The 13,021-nt window shown below is 56.3% G+C and carries 13 protein-coding genes and 1 other RNA gene; 7 read left to right on the forward strand and 7 right to left on the reverse strand.

Going from position 1 to position 13,021, the window contains the following annotated elements; genetic code table 11:
• Positions 1 to 115 precede the first annotated feature (115 nt).
• Together HFD97_RS17430 and xthA are read left to right on the forward strand one after the other, a co-directional pair.
• Positions 116 to 243, forward strand: a non-coding RNA gene (locus HFD97_RS17430) — RtT sRNA.
• A 188-nt stretch (positions 244 to 431) separates the two neighbouring features.
• Positions 432 to 1,238, forward strand: a complete 807-nt coding sequence (gene xthA, locus HFD97_RS17435; RefSeq protein ID WP_009089896.1) for an exodeoxyribonuclease III — start codon at positions 432 to 434, stop codon at positions 1,236 to 1,238.
• A gap of 33 nt (positions 1,239 to 1,271) precedes the next feature.
• Here the strand turns inward: xthA and HFD97_RS17440 are convergent, their stop codons facing one another.
• The 3 genes from HFD97_RS17440 to HFD97_RS17450 all read right to left on the reverse strand — a co-directional run bounded on the left by HFD97_RS17440 (position 1,272) and on the right by HFD97_RS17450 (position 4,233).
• Positions 1,272 to 1,580, reverse strand: a complete 309-nt coding sequence (locus HFD97_RS17440; RefSeq protein WP_009089895.1) for a YnjH family protein — start codon at positions 1,578 to 1,580, stop codon at positions 1,272 to 1,274.
• A complete protein-coding gene (locus HFD97_RS17445; RefSeq protein ID WP_167430771.1) occupies positions 1,577 to 3,493 on the reverse strand; it encodes a DNA topoisomerase III in 1,917 nt (638 codons plus the stop codon). Before HFD97_RS17445 ends, HFD97_RS17440 begins: the two co-directional genes overlap by 4 nt.
• Positions 3,494 to 3,681: 188 nt before the next feature.
• Entirely contained in the window at positions 3,682 to 4,233 is a 552-nt protein-coding gene (locus tag HFD97_RS17450; protein ID WP_167430770.1) for an NAD(P)H nitroreductase, read from the reverse strand.
• Positions 4,234 to 4,406: 173 nt separating this feature from the next.
• On the opposite strand from HFD97_RS17450, the gene sppA reads away from it, so the two are divergent.
• From sppA to pncA, 3 genes are all read left to right on the forward strand, one after another.
• Positions 4,407 to 6,269 (forward strand): signal peptide peptidase SppA, encoded by a 1,863-nt coding sequence (gene sppA, locus HFD97_RS17455; RefSeq protein WP_009089892.1) that lies wholly within the window; start codon positions 4,407 to 4,409, stop codon positions 6,267 to 6,269.
• A gap of 85 nt (positions 6,270 to 6,354) precedes the next feature.
• Complete coding sequence (gene ansA, locus HFD97_RS17460) at positions 6,355 to 7,368, forward strand: asparaginase (protein WP_009089890.1); 1,014 nt, start codon at positions 6,355 to 6,357, stop codon at positions 7,366 to 7,368.
• A gap of 17 nt (positions 7,369 to 7,385) precedes the next feature.
• A complete protein-coding gene (gene pncA / locus HFD97_RS17465; protein WP_046101931.1) occupies positions 7,386 to 7,994 on the forward strand; it encodes a bifunctional nicotinamidase/pyrazinamidase in 609 nt (202 codons plus the stop codon).
• Between the two features lie 29 nt (positions 7,995 to 8,023).
• On the opposite strand, the gene HFD97_RS17470 is transcribed toward pncA, so the two are convergent.
• Both HFD97_RS17470 and msrB read right to left on the reverse strand, forming a co-directional pair.
• Entirely contained in the window at positions 8,024 to 8,305 is a 282-nt protein-coding gene (locus tag HFD97_RS17470; protein WP_009089887.1) for a YeaC family protein, read from the reverse strand.
• A gap of 5 nt (positions 8,306 to 8,310) precedes the next feature.
• Positions 8,311 to 8,721, reverse strand: a complete 411-nt coding sequence (msrB, locus tag HFD97_RS17475) for a peptide-methionine (R)-S-oxide reductase MsrB (protein WP_167430769.1) — start codon at positions 8,719 to 8,721, stop codon at positions 8,311 to 8,313.
• A 341-nt stretch (positions 8,722 to 9,062) separates the two neighbouring features.
• Here msrB and gapA point away from each other — a divergent pair, with 341 nt between their 5' ends.
• Positions 9,063 to 10,061 (forward strand): glyceraldehyde-3-phosphate dehydrogenase, encoded by a 999-nt coding sequence (gene gapA, locus HFD97_RS17480; RefSeq protein WP_046101933.1) that lies wholly within the window; start codon positions 9,063 to 9,065, stop codon positions 10,059 to 10,061.
• Between the two features lie 74 nt (positions 10,062 to 10,135).
• Positions 10,136 to 11,035, forward strand: coding sequence for a D-hexose-6-phosphate mutarotase (locus HFD97_RS17485; RefSeq protein WP_167430768.1), 900 nt, complete (start codon positions 10,136 to 10,138; stop codon positions 11,033 to 11,035).
• On the opposite strand, the gene HFD97_RS17490 is transcribed toward HFD97_RS17485, so the two are convergent.
• Positions 11,032 to 11,883, reverse strand: coding sequence for an aldo/keto reductase (locus HFD97_RS17490; protein WP_167430767.1), 852 nt, complete (start codon positions 11,881 to 11,883; stop codon positions 11,032 to 11,034). The genes HFD97_RS17485 and HFD97_RS17490 overlap by 4 nt on opposite strands.
• Before the next feature lie 72 nt (positions 11,884 to 11,955).
• Positions 11,956 to 12,705, reverse strand: a complete 750-nt coding sequence (locus tag HFD97_RS17495) for a MipA/OmpV family protein (RefSeq protein WP_009089879.1) — start codon at positions 12,703 to 12,705, stop codon at positions 11,956 to 11,958.
• Positions 12,706 to 13,021: the final 316 nt, after the last annotated feature.

Consider the following 13,021-nt stretch of genomic DNA (forward strand, 5'->3'; position numbering starts at 1 on the left):
CGAGCGGCCAAAGGGAGCAGACTGTAAATCTGCCGTCACAGACTTCGAAGGTTCGAATCCTTCTCCCACCACCATCCTGCATTCAGCACACTTTCCCCATATCGTAACATCAGCTTCCTGTTCTGCGGGGAGAGGGATGAGAACCTTCGACTAAGGTTCGTGTCGAGCATCGTGAGACAACGCGCTTCAGCGCGGCCCGCAGGGTGAGGCGCAACGCGCCGAATCATCCTTCTCCCACCACCATCCTGCATTCAGCACACCTTCTCCAAATCGATACATCAGCTTCCTGTTCTGCGGGGAGAGGGATGAGCCCCCCTGCTGACAGAGCACCGCCACGTTTTTCAAACGTTCTGCCCCCTCTTCTGCCATGACTTTTTCAGTAAAAATCGCTACCATCACCGCCTCTCATTTTCTGAACCATGGTTGACCTCATGAAATTTGTTTCATTCAACATCAATGGGTTGCGCGCCCGACCTCATCAGCTTCAGGCGCTGGTTGAACAGCATCAGCCCGATGTCATTGGCTTACAGGAAACCAAAGTCCATGACGAAATGTTCCCGCTGGAAGAGGTCTCAAAGCTGGGTTATCACGTTTTCTATCACGGTCAGAAAGGCCACTACGGCGTGGCACTGCTCACCAGAATGCAGCCAGTTTCAGTGAGCCGGGGCTTTCCGGGAGAGGATGAAGAGGCACAGCGCCGGTTGATCATGGCGGAAATTCCCAGCCCAATCGGCGACATCACGGTCATTAACGGCTATTTCCCGCAGGGTGAAAGCCGCGACCATCCCACCAAGTTTCCGGCAAAAGAGAAGTTCTATCGCGACCTGCAGCGTCTGCTGACCGAAGATCTGCCTGCCGATAAACCGGTTCTGATCATGGGTGACATGAATATCAGCAGCACCGATCGGGATATTGGAATTGGCGAGGATAGCCGCAAGCGCTGGCTGCGAACCGGTAAATGCTCCTTCCTGCCGGAAGAGCGCGAGTGGATGGATCGGCTGCTGGGCTGGGGCCTGGTTGATACCTGGCGTGAACATAACCCGGAGGTCGCCGATCGCTTCTCCTGGTTTGATTACCGTTCAAAAGGTTTCGATGATAATCGCGGCCTGCGCATCGATCTGGTGCTGGCAAGCAAAAATCTGGCAGCACACTGCGTTGAGACCGGCATTGATTATGAGATCCGTGGCATGGAGAAGCCCTCTGATCACGCTCCCATCTGGTCGCTGTTTCGCTTTTAACTGATGGTCGCGTGGCAGAGCGCCACGCGACACTTATTTCACTATCTTCCAGATCAGGTTGTTGGTGCCGATGGAGTGCTCATCCCGGGCGCACTGCAGCAGCACCCCTTCCGACTTCACCACCGCGCCTTCACTGTAGTTACGGTTTTCAAAAATACAGCAGCGCAGGCAGTCTGGCTGACGTCGCTCTGCCTGCGTCCAGGCTTCCGGCGGCATATCCACTACCACATCGGTGTTCACACCGTTATTACCGGGTGGCATCGACTGATAGCGACCGTTGGCCTGTACTGCGCTGGTTGCCAGCGACAGGGCCAGCACCATCAATACTGAGTAACGCCTCATTCCGTCTCCTTCACTTTACGTCTGGTTTTGCGCACCGGACGCTTCTGTCCGGTGGAGGGTAATCCCCGAAAGGCATGCGCCGCAGGCTGCTGTCGCGCCTGGTGGATCAGACCGGTTAAGGTCTGGACCAGCGGTTGCATAAATTCCTCATAACGACAGACCTTTTCGCTGATACGGGTCAGTGTGGACTCCCACTGCGCCGTCATATCCGGGCGGGCAGCCAGATCGGGCAACGAGTGAATCAGGGCGCGTCCGGCCTCGGTCGCGTTGATGTATCGCCCTTTCTTCACCAGGAAACCACGACGAAACAGCAGTTCAATAATCCCAGCCCGCGTCGCTTCCGTTCCTAAACCATCGGTCGCACGCAGCACTTTCTTTAATTCTTTATCCTGAACGAACCGGGCAATACCGGTCATCGCAGAGAGAAGCGTGGCATCGGTGAACGGACGCGGCGGCTGAGTTTGCTTCGCCAGCACCTCGCCGCGCTCGCACAACAGCGTATCCCCTTTCGCCACCACCGGCAGCGGCATGCCGTCATTCTCCTCGTCACGCTCTTTGCTGCCCAGCAGTGCACGCCAGCCCGCCTCCGCCAGGAAACGCGCTTTCGCAACAAATTTTCCCCCGGCAATTTCGAGGTCGATGACGCACTTACGGAACACCGCATCCGGGCAGAACTGCATCAGATACTGGCGCGCCACCAGCTCATAAATATGCTGCTCGTTTTCCGTAAGCTTTACCGCACCGGCGCGGGCCGTCGGAATAATGGCGTGGTGGGCGTCCACCTTTTTATCATCCCAGCAGCGGTTGCGCCGATCCGCATCGAAATCAGCGGGCGGGGTCAGCTGTGACTGATGCGCCTGAATCGCCTTAAGTACTGCATGACGCCCGGCAAAATGCTCTTCGGGCAGATAGCGGCTGTCCGAACGGGGATAGGTAATCAGCTTGTGGGTTTCATACAGCCGCTGACAGGTATCCAGTACCGTCTGCGCACTCAGCCCGTAACGTTTTGCCGCCTCAATCTGCAGGCTGGAGAGTGAGAATGGCAGTGGTGCCCCCTCATTTTCCCGTTTATCGCTGTAGGCCGTGACCGTCGCTGGCTGACCGGTAATCCGGGCCACCACATGATCTGCGAGGGCGCGTCTGAGCAGACGGCCCTCTTCATCCTGCCACGGCTCACAGGCTTCGCTGGGGATCCAGCTGGCCACAAACCGGGTGCCATCAGGCGTGACGATATGGGCTTTAACTTCGAAATACTCTTTCGGCAGGAAGTTTTCAATCTCTTCATCACGCCGCACCACCAGCCCGAGCAACGGAGTCTGCACCCGGCCAACCGACAGCACGCCATCATAGCCTGCATTTCGCCCCAGCAGTGTCCAGGCGCGGGTCATGTTAATGCCATAGAGCCAGTCTGCCCGGGCGCGAGCCAGCGCCGAAACACACAGCGGAATAAATTCGCGATTCTCACGCAGACGGTTGACCGCCCGATCCACCGCCTGCGGGTTGAGATCGTTGATCAGGCAGCGCTGCACTTTACTGCGCTTTTCCGCGGGCAGTTTCAGATAGTCGAGCACTTCATCGACCAGCAGCTGCCCCTCCCGATCCGGGTCACCGGCATGCACCACTTCTGTCGCCTGCGCCAGCAGTCCCTCGACCACTTTCAGCTGTTTCGCGACCGACGGACGCGGTTGCAGCTGCCATTTTTCGGGAATAATCGGCAGGTCCGCCAGCGACCAGCGTGCATAGCGGCTGTCATATGTGTCGGGCTGCGCCTGCTCCAGCAGGTGCCCCACGCACCAGGTGACAATCTGATCGTTGCCGCAGGCAATAAATCCATCACCCCGTCGATGCGGTTTCGGCAGTACATCGGCAATCGCACGTCCCAGGCTCGGTTTTTCCGCAATAAACAAACGCATTGAATCAGCTAGTCCTTAACATCAGGGAAACGGAGAGTAACCGGCTCGGCTGTCGGTGTAAATTCAGGGCTATGTTAGCCTGGCAGGCCTGCTGGCGTAAGCATGACGCGCAGTGTTAGCGATCGTTCGCACAGGAACCGTGCAAAAAGCAGGGCCGAGAACGCCCTGCTTCCAGCTGAAAAAGCGGATCAGAAATAGCGCACGAAAGGCGTGGAGTCCGGCGGGAGAACCGTGGTGCTCGATTTCAGTTGTGGCGTGCCCAGATAGAGGAAGCCGACAATGGCATCCTGCTCCCGGCAGCCAAATGCCTGCCGCACCTGCTCGTCATCGGTCCAGGGACCGCTGCGCCAGATGCCGTTGTAACCCTGCGCGACGGCGGCCATCTGCATTGCCATGACCGCACAGCTGGCTGAGGCAATCTGCTCCCAGCGCGGCACTTTATGATGCTCCTCGCAGTGGGCCACCACCGTGATGATCATCGGAGCGCGAAACGGCGACTGACTTGCTTTGTTAATCGCCTTTTCATCCAGCTGTTTTTCCCGTGCCGCCCGCTCCAGCAGCTGGCTCATCCGGTCGCGCCCCTCCTTTTCCACAATGACGAAGCGCCAGGGTTGCAGGGTGCCATGATCCGGAGCGCGCATGCCCGCCCGCAGGATATTTTCAAGGATATCACCCGCCGGGGCAGGTTCACTCAGGCGTGAGGCCGAACGACGATTTACCAGTAATTCAAGGGCGTCCATGTTTCTCTCCCGATCTCTGTATTGTTGCCTTCATCCTGGCACAGCCAGATTTTTTGTAACAGTGCGCGGTGATTTCCTGCTGACTTTTAACACGGCGCTCTTTAGGATGAGCTCGTCGGGGAAGCCGGGGCCGCGCGGCGGCCACGTCCTGCTACATATTTATGGAGAGTCTGATGCGCACATTGTGGCGAATAATCGCAGGTCTGTTCCGCTGGAGCTGGCGGGTATTAAATTTTATCAGGGAATTCATTCTGAATATTTTCCTGATTTTGTTGATTGTGGTGGGTGTAGGGATCTGGCTGCAGGTCAGCGGCTCAGGCAGCAGTTCAGCCCCCATTCAGCAGGGTGCACTGAAAGTCGATCTCAGCGGCGTGCTGGTCGATAAACCCTCAGTGAGCAACCGTCTCAGCAAAATTGGCCGTCAGTTACTGGGCGCCAGCAGCGACCGTTTGCAGGAAAACTCCCTGTTTGATGTGGTCGATGCCATTCGCCAGGCGAAAGATGACAGCAACATCAAAGGGATGGTGCTCGATTTACGTGAGTTTGCGGGCGGCGATCAGCCGTCACTGCAATATGTGGGTAAAGCGCTGCGGGAATTTCGTGACAGCGGCAAGCCGATTTATGCTCTGGGCGACAGCTACAGCCAGGCGCAGTACTACCTTGCCAGCTACGCCACCAGAATCTATCTCTCACCGCAGGGCACCGTGGATCTGCACGGTTTTGCCACCAACGGGCTTTATTACAAAACCCTGCTGGAGAAGCTGAAAGTGACCTCGCACGTTTTCCGCGTCGGCACCTACAAATCGGCGGTCGAACCTTTCCTGCGTGATGATATGTCCCCTGCCGCCCGTGACGCAGACAGCCGCTGGATTGGTCAGCTGTGGCAGAACTACCTGAACACCGTGTCGGCGAATCGTCAGATTACGCCGGAACAGCTGTTCCCGGGTGCGGCGGCGATTATTGCCGGGTTGAATGCAGTCAAAGGTGACACCGCGCAATATGCGCTGGATAACAAGCTGGTCGATGTTCTGGACTCGCGCGCGGCGGCCGATCAGGAGCTGGTGAAAACCTTTGGTCTGGATAAGCAGACTAACGATTACCGCAGCGTCAGCATCTATGACTACAGCGTGAAGTCCGCCTCAGCACAGCAGGATGGCAACATCGCCGTGGTGCTGGCCAGCGGTGCCATCATGGATGGTGAAGAGACGCCGGGCAACGTCGGTGGCGACACCACGGCGGCGCAGATCCGCGATGCGCGTCTCGATCCCAAAATCAAAGCGATTATTCTGCGGGTGAACAGCCCGGGTGGCAGCGTCACCGCCTCTGAAGCGATTCGCGAAGAGCTGGCGGCGGCGCAGGCAGCGGGCAAACCGATTGTGGTTTCGATGGGCGGTATGGCCGCATCCGGCGGCTACTGGATCTCAACGCCTGCCAGTTATATCGTGGCGAACCCCAGCACGCTCACCGGCTCGATTGGCATCTTCGGGGTCATCAATACCCTGGAAAATAGCCTGGACAGCATCGGGGTTCACACCGATGGTGTCGCAACCTCGCCGCTGGCGGATATTTCCACCACCAAGGCGCTGCCTGCTGAAGTGCAGCAGCTGATGCAGCTGACCATCGAAAATGGCTACCGCAACTTCGTTGGCCTGGTGGCGAAGTCCCGCCATAAAACGCCGGAACAGATCGATGCGATTGCTCAGGGCCACGTCTGGACCGGCAGCGATGCGAAAGCCAATGGTCTGGTGGATGCGCTGGGTGACTTTGACGATGCGGTGAAGAAAGCGGGTGAGCTGGCCAAAGTCAGCAAGCCGCAGCTGAGCTGGTATCAGGATGAGCCCGGCTTCCTGGATCTGATCCTGGGTCAGATGAATGCCTCAGTGCAGGCCGTGCTGCCTGCCACGCTTAAGGCCTGGCTGCCCGCCCCCATGCTGGATGTGATGAGTGCGATGAAAGCCCAGCCGGGTCTGCTGGACCATCTCAACGATCCGCAGAACCGTTACGCATTCTGCCTCAACTGCGGCGAAGTGCGATAAACCTCGCAGCCCGGCCGCTGGTCGGGCTGCTTTTCCCCGCTATTCCCCTTATACTGCGCGTTTTACGGCAAGTCTGAGTGTTTTCATGCAAAAGAAAAATATCTATGTAGCCTACACGGGCGGGACAATCGGTATGCAGCGTTCGGCGCAGGGCTATATTCCGGTTTCCGGCCACCTGCAACAACAGCTGGCAGACATGCCGGAGTTCCACCGCCCTGAAATGCCTGATTTCACGATTCACGAATATCAGCCGCTGATCGACTCCTCTGACATGACGCCGGAGGACTGGCAGTCTATCGCTGAAGATATCCGCCAGAACTACGATCGCTATGACGGCTTTGTGATCCTGCATGGCACAGACACCATGGCCTTCACCGCCTCCGCGCTCTCATTTATGCTGGAGAATCTGGCCAAGCCGGTTATCGTCACCGGCTCGCAGATTCCGTTAGCGGAATTACGCTCGGACGGTCAGCAGAATCTGCTGAACTCCCTTTATGTGGCGGCCAACTATCCGATTAGCGAAGTGTCGCTGTTTTTCAACAACACGCTCTATCGCGGTAACCGGACCACCAAGGCGCATGCCGATGGCTTTAACGCCTTTGCCTCGCCAAACCTTCCGGCGCTGCTGGAAGCGGGCATTCATATCCGCCGCCTTAATACGCCGCCTGCCCCTGCCGGTCAGGGTGAGCTGAAAGTTCACACCATTACCCCGCAGCCGATTGGCGTGGTAACTATCTATCCGGGTATCTCTGCGGATGTGGTGCGTAACTTCCTGCGTCAGCCGGTGAAAGCGCTGATCCTCCGCTCCTATGGCGTAGGTAATGCGCCACAGAACAAGGAGTTTCTGGCTGAACTGCAACAGGCCAGCGAACGTGGCATCGTCGTGGTGAACCTCACCCAGTGTATTTCAGGCAAGGTCAATATGGGCGGCTACGCCACCGGCAATGCGCTGGAACATGCGGGCGTGATCAGCGGATCGGATCTGACCGTGGAAGCGGCACTGACCAAACTACACTTTTTACTCAGCCAGGATCTCTCTGCCGATCAAATCCGCGCCCGGATGCAGCAGAATCTGCGCGGCGAACTGACCGAAGACTGACTACGGAGCGAATCAGAATGAAGCGGGCACTCATCATTATTGATATACAGAACGATTTTTGCCCCGGCGGCCCGATGGCAGTCCATGAGGGAGACCAGACGGTCGACGTGGCAAATCGCTATGCGCGAGCCTTTCGCGAGAACGGGGAATGCGTGCTGGCCCTGCAGGACTGGCATCCGGCCGACCATGGGAGTTTCGCCTCGGTCTCCGGTGAGCCGGTCTATACCCTGGGTGAGCTGAACGGTCTGGCACAGATCTGGTGGCCGGATCACGGCATACAGGGCTCGGCCGGCGCAGACTTTCACCCCGGCCTGGATCGTTCGCTGTTCGATGCAACCTTCCACAAGGGTCAGGACCAGGATGTCGACAGTTACAGCGCCTTTTTTGACAATGGTCATCGCCGTAAAACCGAGCTGGACAGCTGGCTGCGCGAGCGTGGCATCACTCATCTGGTGATGCTGGGGCTGGCGACCGACTACTGCGTTAAATACAGCGTGCTGGATGCACTGGAGCTGGGTTATCACGTTGAGGTCGTCAAAGAGGGCTGCCGCGGCGTGAATCTGAATCCTGAAGACAGCGACATCGCCTTTGCGCAGATGACCGCGCAGGGCGCGGTTCTGATTTAAAACAGAGCTGGCAGGACGCCAGCTTTTTTTTAGTGCAGATGAATACGGGTCACGTCCGATTCAATGCCGAACTCTTCCTTCAGCTCTTTTTTTGACTTCATCACCATCTCACCCCCTTTGCCGATGGTCATGTGCTGCGGCGCATCGTTGTGTCTCGCCTGCCACATCATGACCAGCTGCAGGCAGTTGTCACGCTGCTCCTGGGTCAGGGCCACGCCGTCCGGCCATTTACCGATCTCCACCGCCGTTGCCAGACGCTGATAGACTTCCGGCGTCATTGACGCCAGCATGGCTTCCAGTTGTTCCTTCATCGCCTTTACCCTCTGGTCTGTTCGCCCTGCTCATCGGTGAAATTCAGCGAGGCGGAGTTTACACAGTAGCGTTCGCCGGTAGGCTGCGGACCATCCGGGAAAACATGCCCGAGGTGCGCGTCACAGCTGCCGCAGCGGATCTCCACGCGCTGCATACCGTGAGAGTTGTCTTCGATATAGCGAATCGCCTCATCACTGACCGGCTGATAGAAACTGGGCCAGCCACAGCCTGAGTCATATTTGGTTTCTGACAGAAAAAGGGGCGCTTCACACACCAGACAGTGATAGACGCCCTCCTGCTTGTTGTGCAACAGGGCGCCGCTGTAAGGCGGTTCCGTTCCGCGATGCTGAGTAACGTAGCGCTGCATTTCAGTCAGCTGCGCAATTTTTGCTTCGGGTGCGGTCTCTTTAGCCATTTTAGGATTCCGGGCAGTGCCATTCTGAAAATTTCGTCTATTATTCTAACAAATGATCAACATAACCCGGGTCTTTTTTTGTGCTCACCCTTTCAGTCTGCCCATCGCAAAGCGGATTTGTGACTTCGATCACCTTTTATCCGGAGCATCCCTATATATTCGGCGATTGACTCAATGAAGCGCGATATCATTGGCGGCGCGCAAGCGGTTGCGCACCGAATAATTCCTCTCAGGCGAATTGATTTGTCGCAACAATTGACACGATTCCGCTTGACGCCTGGTAAGGTTTTTGTAATTTTACAGGCAACCTTTTATTCACTAACAAATAGCTGGTGGAATATATGACTATCAAAGTAGGTATCAACGGTTTCGGCCGTATCGGTCGCATCGTTTTCCGTGCTGCACAGAAGCGTTCTGACATCGAAATCGTTGCTATCAACGACCTGCTGGACGCGGATTACATGGCGTACATGCTGAAGTATGACTCTACTCACGGTCGTTTCGACGGCACCGTAGAGGTTCAGGATGGCGCACTGATCGTAAACGGTAAAAAAATCCGTGTTACTGCTGAGCGTGACCCGGCTAACCTGAAGTGGGATGAAGCAGGCGTTGACGTTGTTGCAGAAGCAACCGGTATCTTCCTGACCGACGAAACCGCACGCAAACACATCACCGCAGGTGCTAAGAAAGTCGTTCTGACCGGTCCATCTAAAGATGACACCCCAATGTTTGTTCGTGGTGCAAACTTCGACAAATATGAAGGCCAGGATATCGTTTCTAACGCATCCTGCACCACTAACTGCCTGGCTCCGCTGGCAAAAGTCATCAACGACAAGTTTGGTATCGTTGAAGGCCTGATGACCACCGTTCACGCGACCACTGCTACGCAGAAAACCGTTGATGGCCCGTCTCACAAAGACTGGCGCGGCGGCCGCGGCGCATCGCAGAACATCATTCCTTCATCAACTGGCGCAGCGAAAGCCGTTGGTAAAGTTCTGCCAGAGCTGAACGGCAAACTGACCGGTATGGCGTTCCGCGTACCAACCCCTAACGTTTCCGTTGTTGACCTGACCGTGCGTCTGGAAAAAGCGGCATCTTACAAAGAAATCTGTGCTGCGATTAAAGCTGCTGCAGAAGGCGAGATGAAAGACGTTCTGGGCTACGTTGAAGATGACGTGGTTTCTACCGACTTCAACGGCGAAGTCCTGACTTCCGTGTTTGACGCTAAAGCGGGTATCGCGCTGAACGACAACTTTGTGAAACTGGTTTCCTGGTATGACAACGAAACTGGCTACTCAAACAAAGTTCTCGACCTGATTGCACTGGTTTCTGCTAAATAAGGCAGCCAGACCTCAGTGAGAATAAGGGCGACTTCGGTCGCCCTTTTTTTGATCCGCACAGGAAGGAATCGAACATGCAAGACAAATTGTTTTCTCTGCCGGTGGTCACGCAGATCTCCCCTTACCTCTCGCAGCGCCAGGTGGGTCAATTGCCGACCATTGTCGTCAGCCATCCTAAAGTCCGGGCGGCGATTACGCTGCAGGGCGCACACCTGATCGCCTGGCAACCCAGCGGTGAAAAGCCGGTGCTCTGGCTGAGTGATAAGAGCCTCTTCTCACCGGGTAAAGCCATTCGCGGCGGCGTGCCAATCTGCTGGCCCTGGTTTGGCCCCGCTGGTGAACCGGCACACGGTTTTGCCCGGGTTCAGCCGTGGAAGCTGACCGCGCATGACGAAAATGACGAGGGGGTGATGCTGACGCTGGTGCTGGAGAGCAATCCCCAGACGCTGAAACTCTGGCCACATGAGTTTACCCTGATTGCCCGCTTCCGCCTAGGTGAGCATTGCGAGATTGAGCTGGAAGCCTATGGTGACTATGAGGCCACGGCGGCGCTGCACAGCTACTTCAGCGTGAGCGATATCAGTGGTGTAGAGGTCTCCGGTCTCGGCAACAGCTATATCGATAAAGTGAACAACGGCGAGACCGGCAGCAGCGACGGCAGACAGCGTTATCCTGGCCGCATCGACCGCATCTTCACCGCGCCGGAAAATTGCTCGGTGATTCATGACACAGCGGGTCAGCGTCAGGTCGAGGTTTATCATCACCATCAAAGTGACGTTGTCACCTGGAACCCCGGCGTAGAACTCTCCTGTAGCATGGCCGATATGGCGAATGAGGGTTATAAAACGATGGTCTGCGTGGAAACCGCGCGCATCAGTAAACCGCTGCGCAGTGCGGGCGAGAAACCGGCACGGCTGGCCACGACGTTCCGTCTGAAAAAGAAAGCCGCCGCCAGCGACAAGGCTATCGGCTAAACGATATCCAGCGGTAATTTATGCTGCGGTGCAGGCCAGGCGCGATCGATAAGCTGAAGCTCTTCGTCGGTCAGCACCACCTCCAGCGCCGCAGCATTCTCCTGCACGTGGGCCACAGAGCTGGCTTTAGGGATAGCGATCACGCCAGGCTGACGAATCACCCACGCCAGCAGAAGCTGCGCCACGCTGATGCCTTTCTGCTGTGCAATCTGAGTCAGCAGAGGATCGGTAAAGAGCGTATCCCGCAGCCGACCCGCCTGCGCCAGGGGACAGTAGGCCATCACCGGCACGCCCCGCTGCTGACAGGCTGGCAACAGATCAAACTCAATACCGCGTGACGCCAGATGGTAGAGAACCTGATTGGTCGCACAGTGCTCCCCATTGGGTTCGTCCCACAGTTCGGCCATGTCATCTGTATCGAAGTTTGACACCCCCCAGAAACGAATCTTGCCCTGCTGCTGCAGCGTTTCCATCGCGCGCAGTGTCTCTTCCAGTGGAATATTTCCGCGCCAGTGCAGCAGGTAGAGGTCGAGGTAATCCGTCTGTAACCGGCGCAGACTGCGCTCGCAGGCTTCAATCGCATCCGAATGACCTGCATTCCAGGGATAGACTTTGGAGACCAGCAGGGCCTGATCGCGGCGACCGCGCAGCGCCTCACCGACGACCTCTTCTGCGCCGCCATCCGCATACATTTCGGCCGTATCGATCAGCCGTAACCCGCAGTCGAGTCCGGCCTGCAGGGCAGCGACTTCACGGGCACGCTGCGACGGATTTTCACCCATAAACCAGCTGCCCTGACCGATAACCGGCAGCGACGCATGGCCGGCAAACGTGATTCTGTTGCGCATTCTCTTCCCTTACCCCATTACGGGGCCCTGTAAAAGAACAGAGGGCGGTAAACGCCCTCTTTTAGTGCATACTCAGAAGCTGTAGCTGACGCCGGTCCAGACCGTCGCCTGCCCGCTTTTATCAATCATCGGGCTGTCTTTGATTTCGCTGTCAAAGCGGGTGTAACGCCCTACTACTCCGACGTTCCACTGCGTGTCAATCTGATAGCTGGCGCTCAGCTCAACATAAGGTGACCAGCTGTCATCCGGATTATAACGACTGATGCCGGTCCGGGCGCTCTCATGACCGGAGACACCGTAGTAATAACGGTTCTGATTGGCACTGTTCCACATGGCACCGATGCCTGGCGTCAGGCTGAAGTCGCCCATCTGGAAGCGATAGAGATAGGTCAGGTCCCAGATGACGCCGTTGCTGTTGTTCAGCACATCACCCAGCAACGCGGTGCGGACAATCCCCCAGTCTGCCGTGTGACGGTAAGTGGCACCGCCCATCAGCGTCATGCGGCGCTTATCCAGTCCTTTCATGTCGCCCAGATCGTTGTCGCTGGGTTTGTACTCCTGCGGTGACCCCAGCAGGGTCAGCGACAGCTGATTCTGTGGATCTTTCCACAGGTAGTAACCGCCCTGCAGGCTGCGGAACCAGAAGTTTTCACCTTCGTAGTTGATCACCGGAACCGGAAGATACCGGTCCTGTCCGCCGCGATACGGTGACTCTGCGTAGATGACCGATGCGCCCAGAGAAAGCGGATCGGCACTCGCCTGCCCGGTAAGTAAATAACAGGGCAGAAGGGCAACAAGCGTCTTAAATTTGAATTGGTTCACAATTTATTCATTCCATAAATATAACAATCAAACCCTAAGTCTAACGGTTTTTTACCGCTGGATTAACTTATATCAAAATCCTTTAAGTCAGTTACCGATGCAGGTGGCATTAAAGGTTAAAAGTACGTTAAGTTAATGCTTCAGTCAGTTGAACCCATCTCACAACAAATCAAAATTGCCGTTGATCTTCCCCTCATTCACGCAAACCCACGGAGGAAATTTCTTAGAAGCCATCTACAGTTAGAAGTAACAGCAAAGAGTTTGGACGAGCAGAGTAACCACAAACGTTGTGTATCCCGATAAAAAAGATCAGGTT

It is taken from the genome of Pantoea sp. EKM103V (genome assembly GCF_011800365.1).
Classification (GTDB): Bacteria; Pseudomonadota; Gammaproteobacteria; order Enterobacterales; family Enterobacteriaceae; genus Pantoea; species Pantoea anthophila.